The organism is Pseudomonas sp. AM4(2022), assembly GCF_036346515.1.
Lineage (GTDB): Bacteria > Pseudomonadota > Gammaproteobacteria > Pseudomonadales > Pseudomonadaceae > Aquipseudomonas > Aquipseudomonas paracarnis.
Genome location: NZ_JAOTNW010000002.1, coordinates 408,930 through 430,411, shown reverse-complemented (window position 1 = coordinate 430,411; position 21,482 = coordinate 408,930). Strand labels below are relative to the sequence as shown.

The window sequence follows — 21,482 nt, the reverse complement described above, 5'->3', positions numbered from 1 at the left end:
GCGACCCGCAGGTCGCCCCTTTTTACAACTCGATCCGCTCGACTTTGCCAACCAGCAAGATGTAGGAAAGCGCGCCAAGCAACGCCAGTACTGCAATGTAGGTAATGGCCGGCGCAAACGATGAGCCACTGGCCAGAAAACCAATCACGATAGGCGTGGCAATCGCCGCCAGGTTGCCAATGAAGTTGAACACGCCCCCGGTCAGCCCCAGCAAACGGGCAGGCGCCAAGGTCGACACCAACGACCAGGTGATCGATGCCAGGCCATTGCCGAAAAACGCCACCGCCAGAAACGCGATGACCCACCCCGTCGAGTCCACATAGTTGGCCCCGATGATCGCCGTGGAAATCAGCAGCCCGCTGATGATTGGCAACTTGCGCGCAAAGCCCACCGACGCCCCACGGCGAATCAGCCAATCGGAAAACACCCCCGAACACAGCACGCCCACAAACGCGGCCAGGAACGGCAAGGAGGCCAACAAGCCAGACTGGATAAAGTCCATGCCGCGATATTTCACCAGGTACGTCGGGAACCAGGTCAGGAAGAACCACAGCGTGGAGTTCAGGCAAAACTGGCCCAGGTAGATGCCCCACAGCTTGCGTTTGCTCAGCACGATGCCGAGGTCGGTCCAACTGAAGGGTGCCTTGACGGTTTTAGCCTGCATGTCCACCAGCCCGCCACCGTCGCGGATCAGTTGGATTTCAGCTTCGTTGGCGCCTTTGAAATCCTTGGGCTCGCGATACACCGCATACCAGATCGCGGCCCACAGGATGCCGACGCCACCAGTCACCACAAACACCATGTGCCAGCCGTACTGGTGCTGCAGCCACGCCAGTACCGGGGTGAGGAACGCCAGGCCGACGAATTGCCCGGAGGTGTAGACGCCGATGGCCGTGGCGCGCTCGCGCTCGGGAAACCAGGTGGTGACCACGCGGCTGTTGATGGGATAAGCCGGTGCCTCCAACGCGCCCACGGCCATGCGCAGCACGAACAGCGCGATAAAGCTGGCGGCGAAACCGAGCATCACGGTGGCAATCGACCACAGCAGCAGGGCCGCCGTGTAGAGAATGCGCGGCGGCACCCGGTCTACCAGCCAGCCACCCGGGATTTGCATGGCGGCGTAGGTCCAGCCGAAGGCAGAGAAAATCAGCCCGACTTGCACCGGGTCGATCCCCAGCTCGCTGGTCAGCGCCGGCGCGGCAATCGACAGGTTGCTGCGGTCGAGGTAGTTGATGACCACGGTGATGAACAGCAGCACCATGATGAAAAAGCGCTTTCTGCTGGGCGTGACTAAGGGAGCCTGCCCGGTGAGGGATTCAGGGTGCATGGGGGGTGCCTCTTTTTATATTTGTTGAGGAAGGAACGCGCTCAATGTGGGAGCTGGCTTGCCTGCGATGGCGGCATGACTGGCACCGCTGAGGTGACTGGCCCACCGCCATCGCAGGCAAGCCAGCTCCCACCTTTTTAGCGCGTTTCAATCAGGTGGAAATCACCACTCGGCAAAACTGCCATCGGCATGGCGCCAGATCGGGTTGCGCCAGCGATGGCCGATGGCCGCGCGCTCAACCACATACTCCTCGTTGATCTCAATGCCCAAACCCGGGCCGTTGGGGATCTTCACAAAGCCCTGGTCATAGTCGAACACGCCCGGGTCTCGCACATAGTCGAGCAGATCGTTGCTTTCATTGTAGTGAATGCCCAGGCTCTGCTCCTGGATAAACGCGTTGTAGCAAACCGCATCCAGTTGCAGGCATGCCGCCAAGGCAATCGGGCCCAGCGGGCAGTGCAGGGCCAGGGCCACGTCGTAGGCTTCGGCCATGTTGGCGATCTTGCGGGTTTCGGTGATACCTCCCGCGTGGGAAGCGTCCGGCTGGATGATGTCGACGTAGCCTTCGCTGAGCACCCGCTTGAAATCCCAACGCGAGAACAGGCGCTCACCCAGGGCGATCGGCGTACTAGTCAGCGGTGCCAGTTCTTTCAACGCTTCGTAGTTTTCGCTGAGCACCGGCTCTTCAATGAACATCAGTTTGTACGGGTCGAGCTCTTTCATCAGCACCTTGGCCATCGGCTTGTGCACGCGGCCATGGAAGTCGACGCCGATACCCACGTTAGGGCCGACCGCATCGCGTACGGCAGCGACGTTGGCCAGGGCCAGGTCGACTTTTTCAAAGCTGTCGACGAACTGCAATTCTTCGGTGCCGTTCATTTTTACCGCCGTGAAGCCACGCGCCACGGCCTCTTTGGCAGCACGGGCGGTGTCGGCGGGGCGGTCACCGCCGATCCATGAGTACACGCGGATCTTGTCACGCACCTGGCCGCCCAGCAGATCGCTGACCGACACACCGAGAGCCTTGCCCTTGATGTCCCACAACGCCTGGTCGATACCGGCGAGGGCGCTCATGTGCACCGCGCCGCCTCGGTAGAAGCCGCCGCGATAGAGCACGGTCCAGATATCTTCGATATTGCGTGGGTCTTTGCCGATCAGGTAGTCGGACAGTTCTTCGACGGCGGCGGCCACCGTGTGAGCGCGGCCCTCGACCACAGGCTCACCCCAGCCGGTCACACCCTGGTCGGTTTCGACCTTGAGGAAGCACCAGCGCGGCGGAACGATAAAGGTCGTCAGTTTGGTGATTTTCATCTCTTGTCTCTCTTATAGATGCAGCGCCTGTGGGCGCGGAATAGGCTCTCAGCTCAGGGCTTTCCAGGCGGCGACATAAGCCTGGGCACGGCTCGCAACCTGATCCACTGTCATGCCCGGCTTGAACAGCCCGGAACCCAACCCGAAGCCCTTGGCGCCGGCGTCGGTAAACACCTGCATGTCGTCCGGGGTGATGCCGCCCACCGGCAGCAGCAACGTGCCCGCCGGCAATACCGCCAGCCACGCCTTGATCACTGAAGGGCCCATCTGCTCGGCCGGGAACAGCTTCAACACATCGGCGCCTTCGGCCAGTGCGGCAAAGGCTTCGGTAGGCGTGGCTACCCCAGGCGACAAGTACAGGCCCGCCGCTTTGGCGGCACGCAGCACCTTGGCATCGCTGTGGGGCATGACGATCACCTGGCCTCCGGCCGCCTTGACCTGGTCGACCTGCTCGGGCGTCAACACCGTGCCGGCACCGATCAGGCAATCGGCGGGCAAGCTGTCGCGCAGGGTGCGAATGCTGGTGTAAGGGTCTGGCGAGTTGAGCGGCACTTCGATCACGCGAAAACCCGCGTCGTACAGCACCTGGCCGACCGCCTGGGCTTCGTCGGGGCGTAGGCCGCGCAGGATGGCGATCAAACCGTTTTGTGCGAGTGCTTGCTTGAGCATGTCAGGCCTCCAGTACAGGTCGAATGAGCCCGGCGGCTTGCGCCAGTTGCCACAGGCCACGCTCGGTGGCTTCTTGCGCCAGGCTGACGTGGACAAAGCCGCAAAGGGCGAGGGCGCGTTGATAGCGGGCGCAAAGTGCAGCAGCGCCGACCAGAATGATCGGCTGATGTTTGGCCGAATCTGGCAAGCCGGCGAGTTCATGGCCGATGAGCAGGCCAGACAGGTAATCGGGTTGCTGGTCGGGCGCCAGCTGCGCGGTGAGCCCAAGGGTACGGGCACTGAACAGGGTCGAGAGCACGCCACGCTGGCCATCGTTGGACAGCGCCACGCGCACGCCTTGATCAAACGCCTCGGCCTGGAAGTGCTCGCTCGCCTGTTGGGTGCGCCCCAGGATGCTGTGCTTGCTCAACACCGCAAACACTTCGCCAGTCATGAAAGTATCGAAATGGGTAATGCGGCCTTCCACCACCTCGACCCACTTGGAATGGCTGCCGGGCAGGCCAATCAACACCTGGGGCCCAAGCCCTTGCAGTACACCGAGCACTTGGGTTTCTTCGCCGCGCATGACATTGGGCAGACCCACTTGCTCGATCACCCCCGGCACGATATGCACCTGCACCCCGCGCAGGGTGCGTATGCCATGCAACGCCTGGCCGAGGCTGGCGACATCCACGGGCGTGCTGCGATAGGCCGCCTCGCTCCAACCCTGTGCGCTGCCGACCATGCCGCAAGCGATCACCGGTAGCCCGGGCTGGGCATCAAGCCAATCGCCACAGGCGCTATCGAACGCCAGTTCAAAGCCGTCAGTGCACAGCACACCGGCTATTTCCCGGCGCTCTGTGGGCAAATGCATGATGCCCCAGGCTTGCGAGCGCTGTTCCAGCACAACGCCCGCGGGGCCGAGTTTGTAAGCACGAAGGGAGCTGGTCCCCCAATCGAGCGCGATCAATTGCGCCTGCATCGCTTCACCTGAAATGAGTGGGTGCTGAAAAAAGCAGATGGGCGAATATAAACCTAGGGCGCGGAATATCTCAATATATAAATATCAATCCCATATAGTGAGACCGAACAAGATAAATCCTACAACCCTTCCTGTTTTTACTTAGGGAAAGACGCGGGGCTATCGGGTAGGGAAGGCTAAAAAATAGACAGGTCCAGTTCGCGCATCGCGCCCATCCAGATGGCGTAATCGGTGTGGTCCTTGAGGTCATCACCGGTTTCAGGGTGCAGGAACACCACCAGACCATTGCGGTGCAGCGCCAGCCACGGTAACACCACGCCGATATATTCCGGCTCGAACGCCAGCTGGCAACTCCAGTCCGGGTGCGGGCCTACGGGCCGCTCATGCACGCGGCCCATGCGCAGCGGGAATAATTTGGCGGCGTCTTCACAGAGCGTGCGCGCCTGCTTGATCGTGCTGGCGTCGAAGTAGATATGGGCGTGGTAGCCCTTGATACGTTGCATGACAGACTCCGGTTCCACTGTGTGCCGATCCTAGACCGCAATCGACGGCAGGGCCAGCCCGGTCAACGACTGCGCACTGCTGGCCTGTTCCGCCACCAGCCACTCGACAAAACGGTCCACCAACTGCCCGCGGCGTTTGCGCTGGGGCTGCACCACGTAATAACCCAAGCGCGAGATCACCGTGTGGCTGATCGGTCGACACAGCCAATTCTGCTCCAGCAGGTTATCCACCAGGTGACGCCAGCCGATGGCGACGCCCTGGCCGGCAATCGCGGCCTGGATCAGCAAGGTGTAGTTGTCGAAGCGCAATTGCCCAGGAGTCGGCGCAGCCGCGATACCCAATTCCCGGAACACGCCGTTCCAGTCGAACCACCGGCTGTTGTTTTCCTGGCGCAGGTGCAGCAACGGGCAGTCTTGCAAGGTGTGCACCGTCAGGGGCGCGGTTTGTTCCTTAAGCCACTGCGGGCTGCACACCGGGAACACCTCCTCATTGAACAACCACAGGCTCTCGCCCTGCTTGAAACGGCCATCGCCGAACAGCACCGCCACATCAATATCGCTGCGCAGGGTGGCGTGGTTGCGCTCACTGGTCACCAGACTGACATCCACCTGCGGGTTGGCTTGGTGGAAGCGATGCAGGCGCGGCATCAGCCAATAAGCAGCGAAGGCAAAGTCGGTGGCAACTTGCAGCACCTCATGCTGGCCTTGTTGAGTGATGACACCAAGTCCCTGGTTGATATTCTGCAGGCCGCCTTGCACATGCTCGAACAGCAGGGCGCCGGCGTCGGTCAGTTCGATGCCGCGATAAATGCGGTCAAACAGGCGGATCGCCAGTTGCTCTTCAAGGCGTTTGATTTGCTGGCTGACCGCCGGTTGGGTTGTCCCCAGCTCCATCGCGGCCGCGGTGAAACTGCGATGGCGCGCCGCCGCCTCAAAGGCGCGCAGCAAATCGAGAGAGAGGTGACCCAGCGCTTCATACATAAGCTCAACTTATCCTAGTCATTGCTGCGCATGGGCTTTACCCCATATTTTATGGACCGCATGCTCATTGGCATAAACACTGCCTATGGAATGCCGAGAAACCATGAAGCGCAAGAACATTCTTTTCATCATGGCCGATCAGATGGCCGCGCCGATGCTGCCGTTCTACGGGCCTTCCCCAATCAAGCTGCCCAACCTCAGCCGCCTGGCGGCACAAGGCGTGGTGTTCGACGCCGCCTATTGCAACAGCCCGTTGTGCGCACCGTCGCGCTTCACCTTGGTGAGTGGCCAGTTGCCGAGCAAGATCGGCGCCTACGACAATGCCGCTGATTTCCCCGCCGATGTGCCGACCTATGCCCACTACTTGCGCCGCCTCGGCTACCGCACCGCGCTGTCGGGCAAGATGCACTTCTGTGGCCCCGACCAGTTGCACGGCTATGAGGAACGCCTGACCAGCGACATCTATCCCGCCGACTACGGCTGGGCGGTGAACTGGGATGAGCCAGACGTACGACCTACCTGGTATCACAACATGTCCTCGGTGCTGCAAGCCGGCCCGTGCGTGCGCACCAACCAGCTGGATTTCGACGAAGAGGTGGTGTTCAAGGCCCAACAATACCTGTTCGACCACATCCGCGAGCCGGGCGACCAGCCGTTCTGCCTGACCGTGTCGATGACCCATCCTCATGATCCTTACACCATTCCCAAGCCGTTCTGGGACCTGTACGCCGACACCGAGATCCCAATGCCCGCGACGCCGCCCCAGGCCGACCTTGACCCGCATTCCCAGCGGCTGCTCAAGGTCTATGACTTGTGGGACAAACCGCTGCCGGTGGATAAGATCCGCGACGCCCGCCGCGCCTACTTCGGTGCCTGCAGCTACATCGACAGCAACGTCGGCAAGCTTCTGCAGACCCTGGAAGACACCGGCCTGGCCGACGACACCCTGATCATTTTCTCTGGCGACCACGGCGACATGCTTGGCGAGCGCGGCCTCTGGTACAAAATGCACTGGTTTGAAATGGCCGCCCGCGTGCCGCTGCTGGTCAGTGCGCCGGGGCAGTTCGCCGCTGGCCGCGTCACCCAGGCCGTGTCGACCGCCGACTTGTTGCCGACCCTGGTGGAATTGGCCGGCGGCGAACTGGACCCGCATTTGCCGCTGGACGGCCGCTCACTGGTCCCGCACTTGCAGGGGCAGGGCGGGCATGACGAAGTGTTTGGCGAATACATGGCCGAAGGCACCGTCAGCCCCTTGATGATGATTCGCCGGGGCGCCTACAAATTCATCTACAGCGAGGAGGATCCTTGCCTATTGTTCGATGTGCACAACGACCCGAGCGAGCAGGAAAACCTCAGCCAGTCAGCTGAACATCGGCCGTTGTTCGAGGCGTTCTTGCGTGAAGCACGGGCTAAATGGGACATCCCGGCGATCCATCAACAGGTGCTCGCCAGCCAACGCCGTCGCCGCCTGGTGTTTGAAGCGCTGACCCAAGGCAAGCTCAAGAGCTGGGATCACCAGCCACTGGTAGACGCCAGTCAGCAGTACATGCGCAACCATATCGACCTTGATGACCTGGAGCGCAAGGCACGTTTTCCACAACCCTGCCAAAACCAATAAGTAGACAGAGGGAAGGCCATGCAAAAGTTGACCGTGGTACTGAGTTTGGTGATGCTCAGCAGCGCCCAGGTGTACGCAGACACTCGCTGCGAAACGGTAAAGATGGCCGATCCAGGCTGGAGCGATATTGCCGCCACCAACGCTATCACCAGTTTCTTGCTGACGGGCATGGGCTATCAACCCAAGGTCGACACCCTGGCGGTGCCGATTACCTTCGGCGGGCTCAAGGACGGCCAGGTGGATGTGTTCCTCGGCAACTGGATGCCGGCGCAACAAGGCTTCTACGACAAGTTCGTGGCCAACGGCGATGTGGTGCAACTGGCGAAGAACCTGGAGGGCACCGAGTTCACCCTCGCCGTGCCGGACTATGTGTGGGACGCCGGGGTGCATGACTTTGCCGACCTGAACACATTTGCCGACAAGTTCGACAAGAGGATCTACGGCATCGGCTCCGGCGCGCCAGCCAATATCTCGCTGCAGGAGATCATCAAGAAAAATGATTTCGACCTTGGGCAATGGAAGCTGATCGAGTCCAGCGAACAGGCGATGCTCGCAGAGGTCTCGCGAGCGGTGAAGAAACAGCGTTTCATCACCTTTCTCGGCTGGACCCCGCACCCGATGAACGTGCAACTGAACATGCACTACCTCAAGGGCGGCGAGCAGTACTTTGGTGCCACCGGCAGCGTCTATACCTTGACCCGTAAGGGTTACGCACAAGCGTGCCCCAATGTCGGCAAACTGCTGACCAACCTGAGTTTCACCCAGGCCATGGAGAACAGCATCATGGCTGACGTGGCGAACAACAAGCTCAGCAATGCGCAAGCGGCGAAAGCGTGGATCAAGGCCAACCCGGCGGTGCTGGACCAGTGGCTGGAGGGCGTGAAGACCCTGGATGGCCAGGAGGCGTTGCCGGCGGTAAAAGCCAAACTCTGACGCTTGCCGCTGACCCCTGTGGGAGCTGGCTTGCCTGCGATAGCATCAGCCCGGTATGCCTGTCACACCGAGGCGTCAGCATCGCAGGCAAGCCAGCTCCCACAAGTACCCATGCATATTGATACTCTTGCCAAAACCCTCTACCCGAGCCTGCGATGCCCCGGCCCAACCGCCATACACTCTTGCCCTTCCTGCGCTGGCTGCCGCGCCAAACCCGCGCCAGCGTCGGCCGGGATGCCGTCGTCGGCCTCAGCGGTGCGGTGCTTGCGCTGCCGCAGTCGATTGCCTACGCATTGATCGCCGGTCTCCCACCCGAGTATGGGCTCTACGCCGCCATCATCCCGGTATTGATCGCCTGCCTGTGGGGCTCGTCCTGGCACCTGATCTGCGGGCCCACGGCCGCCATCTCCATCGTGCTTTACGCCAGCATCAGCCCATTGGCCGTGCCAGGCTCCCAGGACTACATCACCCTCATCCTGTTGCTGACCTTTCTCGCCGGGGTGTTCCAATGGTTGCTCGGCCTACTGCGCTTCGGCGCGTTGGTGAACTTTGTCTCCCATTCGGTAGTGCTGGGTTTCACCCTGGGCGCCGCCGTGGTGATTGCCCTGGGGCAACTGCCCAACCTGCTCGGCTTGGATTTACCGAGCCAGGCCACGGCTATCAATGGCCTGCTGGCGCTGATCGACCATCGTGGCGAGTGGGACCACGCGTCCCTGGCCCTTGGGCTGGGTACGTTGCTGGCAGGCATACTGCTCAAGTACCTGGTGCCACGCTGGCCGACACTGTTGATCGCCTTGGTGTTGGGCAGCCTGGCGGCATGGCTGTGGCCGGCGATGTTCGGGCATGTGGCACGGGTCAGTTCGTTTATTGGCAAACTGCCGCCGTTGAGCCCGTTACCAATGGATCTGGATCTGGTGCTGCGCCTGCTGCCCAGTGCCGTGGCGGTGGGGATGCTGGGGTTGGTGACCAGCCTGTCGATTGCCCGTTCGCTGTCCGCCCGCTCGCAACAACTGCTCGACGCCAACCAGGAAGTACGCGCCCAGGGTTTATCCAACATCGTGGGCGGATTTTTTTCCGGCTACCTGTCAGCCGGATCGTTCACCCGCTCGGGCCTCAGTTATGAGGCGGGTGCCTGTTCGCCATTGGCGGGGGTGTTTTCGGCCCTGTGGGTGGCGTTATTCGCGTTATTTGGCGCAGCGTTGATCGCGCATATTCCGATCCCGAGCATGGCGGCGAGCATCCTGCTGATCTGCTGGGGCCTGGTGGACCACCGCGGCATTCGCGCGCTGTTCCGGGTCAGCCGCGCCGAATTTGTGGTGATGAGCCTGACCTGTGTCGCCACCTTGTTGTTGGAGCTGCAAACGGCGATTTATGCCGGGGTGCTGGCGTCGCTGTTTTTCTACCTCAAGCGCACCTCCCAGCCACGGGTGCAACACTGGCGCGACGGTGAAGCGGATGTATTGCGGGTGGGCGGCTCGATCTTTTTTGGCGCCAGCCATTACCTGCAAGTGCGCCTGCAACGTCTGCAGGGTGAGCGGGTGGTGATCGAGGCGCAGCAGATCAACTTTATCGACTATTCCGGGGTGGAGATGCTGCACCAGGAGGCCCGGCGGCTGGCGGGGTTGGGCCGTAGCTTGACGTTGCGTGGGGCCAGACCGCAGGTGGTTGAGGAGTTAATGAAGCTGGAGGGGCCGGATAACTGCCCCCTCCATTTCGAAGACTAAACCCGATCAACTGTGCCCACATCAGAGCATGGAATCAGGCCAATTGGCGGCGCAGTTCGGCCAGTACGGGCGCCGAATCCGGACGCACACCGCGCCACAGCAAGAAGGCTTCCGCCGCTTGCTCCACCAGCATGCCCAGGCCATCCATCGCCACCGCCGCGCCTTGCTCGCTCGCCCAGCGGCAGAATGCGGTGGGTTCCTTGGCGTACATCATGTCGTAGCAGAAGGTCTTGCCCGGCTCAATCAGGCTGCCGGCAATCGGTGGTACATCGCCTGACAGGCTGGCCGACGTGGCATTGATGATCACGTCCACCGGCTCACGCAACCAATCGAAACCACTGGCAGACACCGGGCCCAGGTCATCGAACAGTTCAGCCAGCCGCTCGGCTTTTCCCACGGTGCGGTTGGCGATGATCAACGACGAGGGTTGCTGCGCCAGCAATGGCTCCAGCGCACCGCGCACCGCGCCACCGGCGCCCAACAACAGGATACGTTTGCCTTGCAGGCTCAGCCCGGCATTGGCCGTCAAGTCGCGCACCAGGCCCGCGCCATCGGTGTTGTCGCCCAACAACGTGCCGTCAGCCAGTTTGCTCAAGGTGTTCACGGCGCCGGCGCGCTGGGCCCGTTCGGTCAGCGTATTGGCCAAACGATAGGCCTCTTCCTTGAACGGCACGGTGACGTTGGCGCCACGGCCGTGTTGGAAAAACTCACGGGCACAGGCGGTGAAGTCCTCCAATGGCGCGAGCATCGTGCTGTAGTCCAGTTGCTCGCCGGTCTGGGCGGCGAACAGACGGTGAATCAACGGCGACTTGCTGTGGCCGATGGGGTTACCGAACACGACATAACGGTCCATCACACCGCCGCCTTGGGCGCGGCAACGCCGAGCCAGTCACGGTCTTGCAGGAAGTAATCGGTGAGGCGCGCCTCTTCGCTGCCGGCTTCGGCCTTCCAGTCGTAGCTCCAGCGTACCTGAGGTGGCAGCGACATCAGGATCGACTCCGTACGCCCGCCCGATTGCAGGCCGAACAGGGTGCCACGGTCATAGACCAGGTTGAACTCAACGTAGCGGCCCCGGCGGAACTCCTGGAACTGGCGCTGTTGCTCGGTGTACGCCATGGCCTTGCGACGCTGCACAATCGGCAGGTAGGCGTCGATGTAGGCATCGCCGATGGCGCGGATGAAGGCGAAGCAGGTGTCAAAGCCCCACTCGTTCAAGTCATCGAAGAACAGCCCACCGATGCCACGGGGCTCATTGCGGTGCTTGATATGGAAGTAGGTGTCACACCAGGCCTTGTAGCGGGAGTACACGTCCGGGCCAAACGGTGCACAGGCCTGCTCGGCCACGCGGTGCCAGTGAATGCAGTCTTCTTCATTGCCGTAATACGGGGTGAGATCGAAGCCACCACCGAACCACCACACCGGTTCTTCACCTTCTTTTTCAGCGATGAAAAACCGCACATTGGCGTGGGAAGTCGGTACATGCGGGTTATGCGGATGGATCACCAGCGACACACCCAGGGCCTCAAACCCACGGCCCGCCAGTTCAGGGCGATGGGCACTGGCAGACGGTGGCAAACCGCTGCCGAACACGTGGGAAAAGTTGACACCGCCTTTTTCGATCACCGAACCGTTTTCCATCACACGAGTACGACCGCCACCGCCGGCTGGCCGGGTCCAGGCGTCTTCGATAAAGCGAGTGTCCGTCTCGAAGGTTTCCAGGGCGCTGCAAATGCGGTCTTGCAGGTCAAGCAGGTAGGCTTTAACGGCCTCGGTGCGGGTAGTCATGGCATCACCTTGAATCGGGCAAAGCTACGCGAGGCCCATGGGGCGTCGGCGGCAAATGGGCGCACAGGATACCACTGCGCCTACATGCCACTGCACTTAGGTGCGCAGCAGTTGACGAGGATCAAGCTTAGGAGTCCGATAGGGGGCTACGCAGATTCGAACCCAAGGAGAAGTGCAGATGGCCAAACGTATCCAGTTCAGCGCCCATGGCGGCCCCGAAGTACTTGAATATGTGGACTACACGCCAGCGGAGCCTGGCCCACAGCAGGTTCGGGTGCGCAACGAGGCCATCGGCCTGAACTTCATCGACACCTATTTCCGTAGTGGTCTCTACGCGCCGCCCGCCCTGCCATCGGGCCTGGGTGCGGAAGGCGCTGGCGTGGTGGATGCGGTGGGCAGTGAGGTCAGCCAATTCAAAGTCGGCGACCGCGTGGCCTACGGCAGCGGCCCGCTGGGTGCCTACAGCGAGCTGCATGTGTTGCCCGCCGCCAACCTGGTGCACCTGCCGGATGAGATCAGCTTTGAACAGGCCGCCGGTGCCATGCTCAAAGGCCTGACCGTGCAATACCTGTTGCGCCAGACCTATGAGCTCAAAGGCGGTGAAACCATTTTGTTCCACGCCGCCGCCGGTGGCGTGGGTTCCCTGGCCTGCCAATGGGCCAAGGCCCTGGGGGTGAAGTTGATCGGCACGGTCAGCTCGCCGGAAAAAGCCGCCCTGGCCAAATCCCTCGGCGCCTGGGAAACCATCGACTACAGCAAGGAAGATGTCGCACAACGCGTACTGGAACTGACTGACGGCAAGAAGTGCCCGGTGGTGTACGACGGCGTCGGCAAGGACACCTGGCTGACCTCCCTGGACAGCGTGGCGCCACGGGGTTTGGTGGTGAGCTTCGGCAACGCGTCGGGTGCGGTGGATGGGGTGAACCTGGGGATTCTGTCGGCGAAGGGTTCGCTGTACGTAACCCGGCCAACGTTGGCGACCTACGCCAACAATGCGGCAAACTTGCAGGCGATGGCGGACGATCTGTTTTCGATGATCAAAAGTGGCAAGGTGCGCATTGATATCAATCAGCGCTACCCGCTGGCGGAGGCGGCCAAAGCGCAGACGGAGCTGTCGGGGCGGCGCACGACTGGCTCAACCATTCTGCTGCCTTAAGGGCCTCATCGCAGGCAAGCCAGCTCCCACATTTGATCAGTGTTCGCCGTCAAATGTGGGAGCTGGCTTGCCTGCGATGGGTGCACTGCGGTCTCAGGAGGGGCGCACCACATCACCTGTCACCAGGTCCCGAATCAGGCTCGGGTTCTTGCGCCCACCCAGGGCACCGCCCAGCACCAGGTCCACTTGCCCGCGAAAATACTGCTCCACGCGAAGCCGCGTGCGGGCCGCCGGGCGGCCCTGAGGGTTGGCCGAGGTGGAAATCAACGGGCCGACCTGGGCGCACAGATCCCTAACCAGCGGATGATCACTGACCCGCAGCGCAACGGTTTCATGCACACCCGTGACCCATTCGGGCAGCAAGTCTTGATGGGGCACCAGCCAGGTATTCGGCCCTGGCCAGGTGCTGGCCATGCGTTCGATCCACGTTTGCGGGAAATCTTCAAACAGAAAGTCGAACTGACGAATATTGTCCGCCACCAGGATCAGGCCTTTATCGACCGAGCGGTTCTTGATCGCCAGCAGCCGATCCACGGCCTCTTCATTCCACGGATCGCAACCCAGGCCCCAGACCGCTTCGGTCGGATAGGCGATCACTGCGCCTGCGCGAATTTCCCGTGCGGCTTCCAGCACACGCCACCTGTTGACCATTGTTTACTCTCCGGACTAAAGCTCTGGGCAGTTTACCGATCTTCGTTACAAAACCTAGCGCCAAAAACGGGCCACTACAAAAGCGGACACCGCGCCAGCCAGCGCCCGCTTTCGCAAATCACCTGGCCCTCCAACTCCAGCTCCGTCAGGGTGGCCAGTACTTGGGATAACGGCCGACCGCTGGCAATCGCCAAGGCTTCGCTGCTATGCGGTGCCGCGTGCAGCAGCGCCACCAGCGGATGGGTCACGGGCACCGGCGCAGCATGGGCCAACCGCTGCCAACCGCGCAGGCTTTCAAGAATGTGCTCGATGGTTTCCACCAACACCGCGCCATCACGGATCAATTGATGACAGCCCTTGGCGGCGGGGTGGTGGATGGAACCCGGAATCGCGTACACCTCGCGCCCTTGCTCCGCGGCCAGGCGTGCGGTGATCAGCGAGCCGCTGGCCATACTGGCCTCCACCACCAGCACGCCTAACGACAACCCGCTGATAATCCGGTTGCGCCGTGGGAAATTACCGGCCTGGGGCGCTGCATCCAGCGGAAACTCGGAAACCACGGCGCTGCCTTGGGCAATCATCGCGGCGGCGAGCCTGCGATGGCGCTGTGGATAAAAATTTTCCAGGCCAGTGCCGAGCACGCCGATGGTATGGCCGCCTACGTCCAATGCCGCCTGGTGCGCCGCGCCGTCAATGCCCACCGCCAGCCCACTGGTGATGACAAAACCGGCGCTCGCCAGGCTGCGGGAAAAGGCCGCTGCCGTGTCCATGCCCGGGCGAGAGGCACGCCGGCTTCCGACCATGGCCAACTGTGGTTTTTCCAGAATACCGGGGTCGCCCGCAACGAATAACAGCGGCGGCGCATCACCGATCTGCGCGAGCAACGCCGGGTACTCAGGTTGGTCCCACATCAGCAAATGCTGGGCCGGGCGCGCCAGCCAGGCCAACGCCTCACTGGCACCGTCACGGACTTTGGGGCTACGTCGCGCCTCGGCACTGACGGCGGGCAAACCGAGCGAACGCCAGGCGCTGGCGGGAGCACTCAGGGCCTTGGAAGCGCAACCAAAGGCTTCGATCAATACGTGAAAACGCTTGGGCCCCAGTTCTGGCAGCCTGTGCAAGCGTAGCCGGGCTTCCAGCTCTGCCGGGGAAATATTGCTGCTGTTTATCGGATTCATATGATCATCCTTGACCGGAACAAGCTGTGGATAACTCTGTTGGTAACTTATTTAGCAGGCTATTTATTGCGCTTGATCAGCCGTCTCGAAACGGTCTTGCACGGCCAGCGACCGTGAAGCACTGAGCACCAGGGCATAGCTGAGCTTTTCATAGGTACGAAACACCAGCAGGGTGCCGGCTCGCTCATCCGGGAGTGGTGTGGGCGTGCCGGTGAGGGCGTCTCGCACGATGGCGCCAGCCTTGATCACCGTCAGCAGTTGGCCTTCCACCAAGCCATCGCGGCGGCCCTTGTTCAGGGTCACAGCGTCGAGCACGCCAATCTGCGTGACGCCCTTGGGGATGTCGATGATGTGCCCTGTAATCAAGGGTGCAGGTTTGCAGGGTTCCAGGTTGGCAAAAGCAACGGGAGGCTCGGCGCGCAACAAACGGTCGCCTGGGCGAATTTCCCGGGTCACCCGTTGCACTGCGAGGGTGGTGAGGCTGTCGGCAAGCACAAAGCGCGCAGTGCCGATGTCGTCGGCATTGATGCCGAGTAATTCCTGGGTATCGGGGTCGGTGTAGGCCTTGCCTCGCCGAAAGATCCCGTAGCTCGGCTGGGCCGGGTCCAGATGCCCGCGCGCATGCACACGCTCGTCGTTGGCACCCAGCACGCGCCCGCCTTGCGCCGCAATAATGTAAGGCGCGTTGTCCAGGTCCTGGGGCGAGTCAAAAATACGGTTGTGCAGTAAAAAGTGCTGGATGGCCTGTTGCGCTGCCTGATCCAGGCGCTCAGTGGGCTGCGCAATCAATGCCGTGGCGAATGGGGCCCACAGCAGCAAGACGAGTAGCGATTTCCTCATGGGGTGAATCTCCTTTATTATGTGCGTTCGCGTGAAATGCCATGGCCTTCGCGGCTTCCGAGCGTTTCACACCGGCCGTATGGGTCCATCCCACCGCCGATTTGTCTCTTCCTCACATGTGCAGCAATTACGCTTATGGCTATTTTGAACATCCTCGAATTTCCCGACTCGCGCCTGCGCACGATCGCCAAGCCGGTGGCCGTAGTGGACGACAAGGTTCGTCAGTTGGTCGATGACATGTTTGAAACAATGTATGAAGCCCCGGGCATCGGCCTCGCCGCTACCCAGGTCAACGTGCACCTGCGTGTCGTGGTCATGGACCTGTCGGAAGATCGCAGCGAACCTCGGGTGTACATCAACCCTGAGTTCGAACCGCTGACCGAAGAGATGGGCGAATACCAGGAAGGCTGCCTGTCGGTGCCGGAGTTCTACGAGAATGTGGAGCGCCCGCTGCGCGTGAAGATCAAGGCGCTGGACCGTGACGGCAAGCCGTTTGAGCTGATTGCCGAAGGTCTGTTGGCAGTGTGCATCCAACATGAATGCGACCACCTTAACGGCAAGCTGTTTGTCGATTACCTGTCCACGCTCAAGCGGGACCGGATCAAGAAGAAGCTGGAAAAAAAGCATCGCCAGCAAGCTTGATGCCCTTCTTCCAAAGGCTTGCTGCGGCAAGCCTTTTTCTTTTGTGACTGTTTTTAACCGAGAACTCCCATGACCGAGCCATTGCGCATTGTTTTTGCCGGCACTCCTGAATTTGCCGCCGAACACCTCAAGGCGCTGCTTGCCAGCCCTTATGACATCGTCGCGGTGTACACCCAGCCGGATCGCCCGGCCGGTCGCGGGCAAAAACTGATGCCGAGCCCGGTCAAGCAGTTGGCGCTGGAGTACAATATTCCTGTGCTGCAGCCGCCGACCCTGCGTAACGCCGACGCCCAGGCCGAACTGGCCGCGCTGAAGCCGGACCTGCTGGTAGTGGTGGCTTACGGTTTGATCCTGCCTCAGGCTGTACTGGATATCCCGCGCCTGGGTTGCATCAACAGTCATGCTTCACTGCTGCCACGCTGGCGCGGTGCGGCGCCGATTCAACGTGCCGTTGAAGCAGGCGACAGCGAGAGCGGCGTGACCGTGATGCGCATGGAAGCCGGCCTGGACACTGGGCCGATGCTGCTCAAGGTCACTACACCGATCACCGCCCAGGACACCGGCGGCAGCCTGCACGACCGCCTCGCTGAGCTGGGGCCACCCGCCGTGATCCAGGCCATCGCCGGCCTGGCTGCCGGCACCCTGCAAGGTGAAATCCAAGACGACAGCCTCGCCACCTACGCCCACAAGCTGAACAAGGACGAAGCGCGCATTGACTGGAGCCGCCCGGCCGTGGAGCTGGAGCGCCTGGTACGTGCCTTTAACCCATGGCCGATCTGCCACAGCACCCTGAACGGCGAAGCGTTGAAAGTGTTGGCCGCGACCCTGGCCGATGGCACAGGCGCTCCCGGCGCGATCATCGGCGCCAGCAAAGACGGCCTGTTGGTGGCTTGCGGTGAACAGGCGCTGTGCCTGACGCGTCTGCAATTGCCCGGCGGCAAGGCGCTGAACTTCAGCGATTTGTTCAACAGTCGTCGTGATAAATTCGCCATGGGTACCACGCTTGGAGTGGTCACTCAATGAACCCACGTCTGGCCGCCGCCAAGGCTCTCGCCGCCGTCCTCAACGGCAAGGCTTCGCTGAACAGTTCATTGCCGACACAACTGGATAAGGTCGAAGACCGGGATCGCGGTTTCACCCAGGACCTGGCCTTTGGCACCGCCCGTTGGCAGCCAAGGTTGTCTGCACTGGCGGCCAAGCTGCTGCAAAAACCGTTCAAAGCGGCGGACGCGGATGTCGAGGCGCTGTTGCTGGTAGGTCTCTACCAGTTGCTCTACACCCGTGTGCCTGCCCACGCCGCCATCGGTGAAACCGTCGGTTGCGCCGACAAGCTGAAAAAGCCCTGGGCCAAGGCCCTGCTCAATGCCGTGCTGCGCCGCGCCCAGCGCGAAAGCGAAGCCCTGCTGGCCGAGCTGGAACATGATCCCGTGGTGCGCACCGCCCACCCGCGTTGGCTGCAAAAATCCCTGAAGGCCTTTTGGCCTGAGCAATGGGAAGCCATCTGCGCGGCCAACAATGCGCATCCGCCGATGATCCTACGGGTCAACCGTCGTCACCACAGCCGTGACGCGTATTTGCAGTTACTGGCGGACGCTGGCATCAACGCCACGCCATGTGTGTACAGCACGGACGGCATCGTGCTGGAGGCCGCCACCGATGTGCGTAGCCTGCCGGGCTTTGCCGAAGGCTGGATCAGTGTGCAGGACGAAGCCGCGCAGTTGGCCGCCGACTTGCTCGACCTCGCCCCCGGCCAGCGCGTACTCGATGCCTGCTGCGCGCCCGGCGGTAAGACCTGTCACATCCTTGAAGTGGAAAAAGACCTGGCTGGTGTAGTCGCGGTGGACCTTGAAGCCAAGCGCCTGGTGCGCGTGCGGGAAAACCTCGCACGCCTGGGCTTGAGCGCTGAACTGATCGCCGCGGATGGCCGCGACACCGCCACTTGGTGGGACGGCAAGCCATTCCAGCGCATCCTGCTGGACGCTCCCTGCTCGGCCACCGGCGTGATCCGCCGTCACCCGGACATCAAGCTGACCCGCCAGCCCGACGACATCGCCGCCCTGGCGGTGCTGCAAGGCGAACTGCTCGACGCGCTGTGGCCGACCTTGGAAGTCGGCGGCATCCTGCTTTACGCCACCTGCTCCACCTTACCCACCGAAAATACCGAGGTCATCCAAGCCTTCCTCGCCCGCACCAGCGGCGCGCGTGAACTGGACCTCGCTACCACGGCCGGCATCAAGCAGCCCCACGGTCGCCAACTGCTCGCGCAGGAAGGCGGGCACGATGGCTTCTACTACGCCAAACTGATCAAGATTGCCGCCGCGCGCGGCTGAATGGTTTTAAGGGAGTGACCGGATGAAAATCATCATCCTTGGAGCAGGGCAAGTTGGTGGCACGCTGGCCGAACATTTGGCCGGTGAAGCCAACGACATCACCGTGGTCGACACCGATGCCGAGCGCCTGCGCAACCTGGGCGACCGCCTGGACATTCGTACGGTGCAAGGCCGCGCGTCGTTTCCGACGGTGCTGCGCCAGGCCGGTGCCGACGATGCCGACATGCTTGTCGCGGTCACCAACAGCGACGAGACCAACATGGTCGCCTGCCAGGTCGCCCACACCCTGTTCCATACCCCGACCAAGATCGCTCGGGTGCGCGAAGCGGCCTACCTGACCCGCGCCGGGCTGTTCGATAATGACGCCATCCCGGTAGACGTACTGATCAGCCCGGAACAGGTGGTGACCCACTACATCAAGCGCCTGATCGAAATTCCAGGTGCGCTGCAGGTCATCGACTTCGCCGAAGGCAAAGCGCAGCTGGTGGCAGTGAAGGCCTATTACGGCGGGCCGCTGGTTGGCCAGCAATTGCGCCAGCTACGTGAGCACATGCCGAATGTGGAAACCCGCGTCGCCGCGATTTTCCGCCGTGACCGGCCGATCCTGCCCCAGGGCGATACAGTGATCGAGGCTGACGATGAAGTGTTTTTCATCGCCGCCAAGGCGAACATTCGCGCAGTCATGAGCGAAATGCGCAGGCTTGACGAAAGCTACAAACGCATCGTCATCGCCGGCGGTGGGCAGATCGGCGAGCGTTTGGCCGAAGCCATCGAAAGCCGCTACCAGGTGAAGATCATCGAGATGAGCCCGACGCGGTGCCGGCATTTGTCCGACACCCTCGACAGCACTGTCGTACTGCAAGGCAGCGCCTCGGACCGTGACCTGCTGATGGAAGAGAACATCGCCGACGCCGACATCTTCCTGGCCCTGACCAACGATGACGAAGCCAACATCATGTCGTCGCTGCTGGCCAAACGGCTGGGGGCGAAGAAGGTGATGACGATCATCAACAACCCGGCCTATGTCGACCTGATCCAGGGCGGCGATATCGACATCGCCATCAGCCCGCAACTGGCGACTATCGGCACCTTGCTCGCCCACGTGCGCCGTGGCGACATTGTCAGCGTGCACTCGTTGCGCCGTGGCGCAGCGGAAGCCATCGAGGCGATTGCCCACGGTGACTCCAAGTCCAGCAAAGTGATTGGCAAGGCGATTCGCGATATCGGCCTGCCGCCGGGTACCACCATTGGCGCGATCATTCGCGATGAAGAAGTGATCATTGCCCATGACGATACGGTGATCGCCACGGGTGACCATGTGATTTTGTTCCTTGTGGATAAGAAACATATCCGCGATGTGGAGAAGCTGTTCCACGTGGGGCTGAGTTTTTTCTGATTAAAAAATTGAGTGAGCCTGCCGCCGCCATCGCGGGCAAGCCCGCTCCCACATGTGATCGCGTTTCAAGTGTGGGAGCGGGCTTGCCCGCGATGACGATATCTAAACCGCTATGTAGCTAAAGGACGCACAGCCATGCTCGAATCCCTGGAAAAAATGCTCGCCAAGGGTGTGGATAATTCATTGCTGCGCTTTGGTCTGGGCAAGGGTTACCTGGACCTGAAGGACAACGCCAAGGCGGCCGAGCATTTGCAGCGATGCGTCGAGTTCGATCCGAAGTATTCGGCGGCGTGGAAGCTATTGGGCAAGGCGCGGCTGGGATTGGAAGATCGCGCGGCAGCACACCTGGCATGGGAGAAGGGCATCGAAGCCGCCCAGGCCCATGGCGACAAACAGGCCGAAAAAGAAATGACGGTGTTCCTGAAGAAACTTGATCGCCAAACCTGAGGTGATCACCTGTGGGAGCTGGCTTGCCTGCGATGCAGACACCTCGGTATATCAGGCACTCCGAGGTGATGCTATCGCAGGCAAGCCAGCTCCCACATTTGATCTCCATTGGGCTGGAGGTCAGCGGTGAGTCAGTACCACCGCGCCTCACCCGGCGGGCGTTTCTTGAAGCGCTTCATGCTCCACATGTACTGGCTTGGGTAAGCACCTACATAGCGCTCAACTACCTTGCTCATCGCCGCACAGGACGTCGCGGTGTCGGTGCTGTACATGTCTTCCGGCGCCGCTTCCAGGATCACCTTGTAGCCCGAGCCGTCCGGCAGCCGCAGGGCATGCAGGAACACACCCACCGCCTTGTGGCCCGCAAGCATGTTCGGCACGAACTTGCTGGTAAGCGCCTGGGTGGCAAAAAACGGTACGAAGATTCCGGCGGACTCAGCCGGCTCCGGGTCGGCAGGAATGCCCACCTGGCCGCCTTTGCGCACTTCCTTGATCACGCTGAGAATGCCTTCCTTGGTGGAAGCCGCCACGCGGTTGCCCAGCTGCACGCGCTGCTTGCGCAGTAATTCGTCCACGGCCTTGAGCTTGGGCGGGCGATAGAAAATGATCGGTTTGCACTGGCTGCAGTAGAAGTGATTCAACACTTCCCAGTTGCCCAGGTGGCTGGTGATGCCCACCACGCCTTTGCCAGAAGCCAGGGCCTCGTGCAGCACTTCCAGGCCCTCGACTTCGCGGACCAGATCGATAGAGCGCTGCGCCGGCCAGATCCACGCACAGGCGCTTTCGGTGAGGGACTTGCCGATGTCCATCAGGCTGCGGCCCACCAGGCGCTCGCGCTCTGCCGGGTCCATGTCCGGGAAGCATTTGGAGAGGTTGATCCGCACCGTATCGCGGGAACGGTTGGGGGTTTTCCACATGATCCAGCCGATCCCTGTGCCGACGGCTTGTACAGCGCGCCAGGGCAGCAGGGCAAACAACCGAAGAGCGCCTACCAGCAAGGCGCCTTTAAACTTTTCCACAGGTCACTCCT

21 protein-coding genes are annotated in these 21,482 nt (G+C 61.6%); 9 read left to right on the top strand and 12 right to left on the bottom strand.

Features of this window, described 5'->3' with window-relative positions; genetic code table 11:
• Positions 1 to 22: 22 nt before the first annotated feature.
• The 6 genes from ODQ19_RS04285 to ODQ19_RS04260 all read right to left on the bottom strand — a co-directional run bounded on the left by ODQ19_RS04285 (position 23) and on the right by ODQ19_RS04260 (position 5,752).
• Complete coding sequence (locus ODQ19_RS04285; RefSeq protein ID WP_165861682.1) at positions 23 to 1,327, bottom strand: MFS transporter; 1,305 nt, start codon at positions 1,325 to 1,327, stop codon at positions 23 to 25.
• Between the two features lie 162 nt (positions 1,328 to 1,489).
• Complete coding sequence (gene dgoD, locus ODQ19_RS04280; protein WP_003187297.1) at positions 1,490 to 2,638, bottom strand: galactonate dehydratase; 1,149 nt, start codon at positions 2,636 to 2,638, stop codon at positions 1,490 to 1,492.
• Positions 2,639 to 2,686: 48 nt separating this feature from the next.
• Positions 2,687 to 3,307 (bottom strand): 2-dehydro-3-deoxy-6-phosphogalactonate aldolase, encoded by a 621-nt coding sequence (locus tag ODQ19_RS04275; protein WP_330209413.1) that lies wholly within the window; start codon positions 3,305 to 3,307, stop codon positions 2,687 to 2,689.
• A gap of 1 nt (position 3,308) precedes the next feature.
• Entirely contained in the window at positions 3,309 to 4,268 is a 960-nt protein-coding gene (locus ODQ19_RS04270) for a 2-dehydro-3-deoxygalactonokinase (RefSeq protein ID WP_116665585.1), read from the bottom strand.
• Positions 4,269 to 4,444: 176 nt separating this feature from the next.
• Complete coding sequence (locus ODQ19_RS04265) at positions 4,445 to 4,771, bottom strand: DOPA 4,5-dioxygenase family protein (RefSeq protein WP_330209412.1); 327 nt, start codon at positions 4,769 to 4,771, stop codon at positions 4,445 to 4,447.
• Positions 4,772 to 4,801: 30 nt separating this feature from the next.
• Positions 4,802 to 5,752 carry a choline sulfate utilization transcriptional regulator gene (locus ODQ19_RS04260; RefSeq protein WP_330209411.1) on the bottom strand — a complete coding sequence of 317 codons (951 nt, stop codon included), beginning with the start codon at positions 5,750 to 5,752 and terminating at the stop codon, positions 4,802 to 4,804.
• A gap of 103 nt (positions 5,753 to 5,855) precedes the next feature.
• Between ODQ19_RS04260 and betC the strand changes: the two genes are divergently transcribed.
• The 3 genes from betC (at position 5,856) to ODQ19_RS04245 (ending at position 10,027) form a co-directional block, all read left to right on the top strand.
• Positions 5,856 to 7,370, top strand: a complete 1,515-nt coding sequence (betC, locus tag ODQ19_RS04255; RefSeq protein ID WP_330209410.1) for a choline-sulfatase — start codon at positions 5,856 to 5,858, stop codon at positions 7,368 to 7,370.
• A gap of 18 nt (positions 7,371 to 7,388) precedes the next feature.
• The gene (choX, locus tag ODQ19_RS04250) at positions 7,389 to 8,303 is read left to right on the top strand and encodes a choline ABC transporter substrate-binding protein (protein WP_330209409.1); all 915 of its coding nucleotides are present in this window, start codon (positions 7,389 to 7,391) and stop codon (positions 8,301 to 8,303) included.
• A 155-nt stretch (positions 8,304 to 8,458) separates the two neighbouring features.
• Positions 8,459 to 10,027, top strand: coding sequence for a SulP family inorganic anion transporter (locus tag ODQ19_RS04245; RefSeq protein ID WP_330209408.1), 1,569 nt, complete (start codon positions 8,459 to 8,461; stop codon positions 10,025 to 10,027).
• A 34-nt stretch (positions 10,028 to 10,061) separates the two neighbouring features.
• On the opposite strand, the gene aroE is transcribed toward ODQ19_RS04245, so the two are convergent.
• Both aroE and hemF read right to left on the bottom strand, forming a co-directional pair.
• Positions 10,062 to 10,880 (bottom strand): shikimate dehydrogenase, encoded by an 819-nt coding sequence (gene aroE / locus ODQ19_RS04240; protein WP_330209407.1) that lies wholly within the window; start codon positions 10,878 to 10,880, stop codon positions 10,062 to 10,064.
• Positions 10,880 to 11,812, bottom strand: coding sequence for an oxygen-dependent coproporphyrinogen oxidase (gene hemF / locus ODQ19_RS04235; RefSeq protein WP_014716294.1), 933 nt, complete (start codon positions 11,810 to 11,812; stop codon positions 10,880 to 10,882). Before hemF ends, aroE begins: the two co-directional genes overlap by 1 nt.
• 178 nt (positions 11,813 to 11,990) lie before the next feature.
• On the opposite strand from hemF, the gene ODQ19_RS04230 reads away from it, so the two are divergent.
• Positions 11,991 to 12,968 (top strand): quinone oxidoreductase family protein, encoded by a 978-nt coding sequence (locus ODQ19_RS04230; protein WP_330209406.1) that lies wholly within the window; start codon positions 11,991 to 11,993, stop codon positions 12,966 to 12,968.
• 93 nt (positions 12,969 to 13,061) lie between these two features.
• Here ODQ19_RS04230 and ODQ19_RS04225 read toward each other — a convergent pair whose 3' ends face one another.
• The 3 genes from ODQ19_RS04225 to ODQ19_RS04215 form a co-directional block, all read right to left on the bottom strand.
• On the bottom strand, positions 13,062 to 13,619 hold the full coding sequence (locus ODQ19_RS04225) for an L-threonylcarbamoyladenylate synthase (protein ID WP_105225266.1): 558 nt from the start codon (positions 13,617 to 13,619) through the stop codon (positions 13,062 to 13,064).
• 74 nt (positions 13,620 to 13,693) lie between these two features.
• A complete protein-coding gene (gene dprA, locus ODQ19_RS04220; RefSeq protein ID WP_330209405.1) occupies positions 13,694 to 14,797 on the bottom strand; it encodes a DNA-processing protein DprA in 1,104 nt (367 codons plus the stop codon).
• A 63-nt stretch (positions 14,798 to 14,860) separates the two neighbouring features.
• A complete protein-coding gene (locus tag ODQ19_RS04215) occupies positions 14,861 to 15,637 on the bottom strand; it encodes a peptidoglycan-binding protein (RefSeq protein ID WP_330209404.1) in 777 nt (258 codons plus the stop codon).
• A gap of 135 nt (positions 15,638 to 15,772) precedes the next feature.
• On the opposite strand from ODQ19_RS04215, the gene def reads away from it, so the two are divergent.
• The 5 genes from def to ODQ19_RS04190 all read left to right on the top strand — a co-directional run bounded on the left by def (position 15,773) and on the right by ODQ19_RS04190 (position 20,452).
• The gene (def, locus tag ODQ19_RS04210) at positions 15,773 to 16,279 is read left to right on the top strand and encodes a peptide deformylase (RefSeq protein ID WP_003187273.1); all 507 of its coding nucleotides are present in this window, start codon (positions 15,773 to 15,775) and stop codon (positions 16,277 to 16,279) included.
• Between the two features lie 69 nt (positions 16,280 to 16,348).
• A complete protein-coding gene (gene fmt, locus ODQ19_RS04205) occupies positions 16,349 to 17,302 on the top strand; it encodes a methionyl-tRNA formyltransferase (protein WP_330209403.1) in 954 nt (317 codons plus the stop codon).
• Positions 17,299 to 18,609 carry a 16S rRNA (cytosine(967)-C(5))-methyltransferase RsmB gene (rsmB, locus tag ODQ19_RS04200; RefSeq protein WP_330209402.1) on the top strand — a complete coding sequence of 437 codons (1,311 nt, stop codon included), beginning with the start codon at positions 17,299 to 17,301 and terminating at the stop codon, positions 18,607 to 18,609. Before fmt ends, rsmB begins: the two co-directional genes overlap by 4 nt.
• Before the next feature lie 22 nt (positions 18,610 to 18,631).
• Complete coding sequence (trkA, locus tag ODQ19_RS04195; RefSeq protein WP_014716287.1) at positions 18,632 to 20,005, top strand: Trk system potassium transporter TrkA; 1,374 nt, start codon at positions 18,632 to 18,634, stop codon at positions 20,003 to 20,005.
• A gap of 135 nt (positions 20,006 to 20,140) precedes the next feature.
• A complete protein-coding gene (locus tag ODQ19_RS04190) occupies positions 20,141 to 20,452 on the top strand; it encodes a tetratricopeptide repeat protein (protein WP_044270209.1) in 312 nt (103 codons plus the stop codon).
• A gap of 131 nt (positions 20,453 to 20,583) precedes the next feature.
• Here the strand turns inward: ODQ19_RS04190 and ODQ19_RS04185 are convergent, their stop codons facing one another.
• Positions 20,584 to 21,471 (bottom strand): lysophospholipid acyltransferase, encoded by an 888-nt coding sequence (locus ODQ19_RS04185; protein WP_014716285.1) that lies wholly within the window; start codon positions 21,469 to 21,471, stop codon positions 20,584 to 20,586.
• Positions 21,472 to 21,482: the final 11 nt, after the last annotated feature.

Coding starts and splice junctions, on each gene's coding strand:
- ODQ19_RS04265 (WP_330209412.1), bottom strand. CDS start 4,771: ATGCAACGTATCAAGGGCTACCACGCCCATATCTACTTCGACGCCAGC.
- ODQ19_RS04245 (WP_330209408.1), top strand. CDS start 8,459: ATGCCCCGGCCCAACCGCCATACACTCTTGCCCTTCCTGCGCTGGCTG.
- dgoD (WP_003187297.1), bottom strand. CDS start 2,638: ATGAAAATCACCAAACTGACGACCTTTATCGTTCCGCCGCGCTGGTGC.
- def (WP_003187273.1), top strand. CDS start 15,773: ATGGCTATTTTGAACATCCTCGAATTTCCCGACTCGCGCCTGCGCACG.
- ODQ19_RS04285 (WP_165861682.1), bottom strand. CDS start 1,327: ATGCACCCTGAATCCCTCACCGGGCAGGCTCCCTTAGTCACGCCCAGC.
- choX (WP_330209409.1), top strand. CDS start 7,389: ATGCAAAAGTTGACCGTGGTACTGAGTTTGGTGATGCTCAGCAGCGCC.
- ODQ19_RS04230 (WP_330209406.1), top strand. CDS start 11,991: ATGGCCAAACGTATCCAGTTCAGCGCCCATGGCGGCCCCGAAGTACTT.
- rsmB (WP_330209402.1), top strand. CDS start 17,299: ATGAACCCACGTCTGGCCGCCGCCAAGGCTCTCGCCGCCGTCCTCAAC.
- ODQ19_RS04190 (WP_044270209.1), top strand. CDS start 20,141: ATGCTCGAATCCCTGGAAAAAATGCTCGCCAAGGGTGTGGATAATTCA.
- fmt (WP_330209403.1), top strand. CDS start 16,349: ATGACCGAGCCATTGCGCATTGTTTTTGCCGGCACTCCTGAATTTGCC.
- ODQ19_RS04215 (WP_330209404.1), bottom strand. CDS start 15,637: ATGAGGAAATCGCTACTCGTCTTGCTGCTGTGGGCCCCATTCGCCACG.
- hemF (WP_014716294.1), bottom strand. CDS start 11,812: ATGACTACCCGCACCGAGGCCGTTAAAGCCTACCTGCTTGACCTGCAA.
- aroE (WP_330209407.1), bottom strand. CDS start 10,880: ATGGACCGTTATGTCGTGTTCGGTAACCCCATCGGCCACAGCAAGTCG.
- ODQ19_RS04260 (WP_330209411.1), bottom strand. CDS start 5,752: ATGTATGAAGCGCTGGGTCACCTCTCTCTCGATTTGCTGCGCGCCTTT.
- ODQ19_RS04225 (WP_105225266.1), bottom strand. CDS start 13,619: ATGGTCAACAGGTGGCGTGTGCTGGAAGCCGCACGGGAAATTCGCGCA.
- ODQ19_RS04275 (WP_330209413.1), bottom strand. CDS start 3,307: ATGCTCAAGCAAGCACTCGCACAAAACGGTTTGATCGCCATCCTGCGC.
- dprA (WP_330209405.1), bottom strand. CDS start 14,797: ATGAATCCGATAAACAGCAGCAATATTTCCCCGGCAGAGCTGGAAGCC.
- betC (WP_330209410.1), top strand. CDS start 5,856: ATGAAGCGCAAGAACATTCTTTTCATCATGGCCGATCAGATGGCCGCG.
- trkA (WP_014716287.1), top strand. CDS start 18,632: ATGAAAATCATCATCCTTGGAGCAGGGCAAGTTGGTGGCACGCTGGCC.
- ODQ19_RS04270 (WP_116665585.1), bottom strand. CDS start 4,268: ATGCAGGCGCAATTGATCGCGCTCGATTGGGGGACCAGCTCCCTTCGT.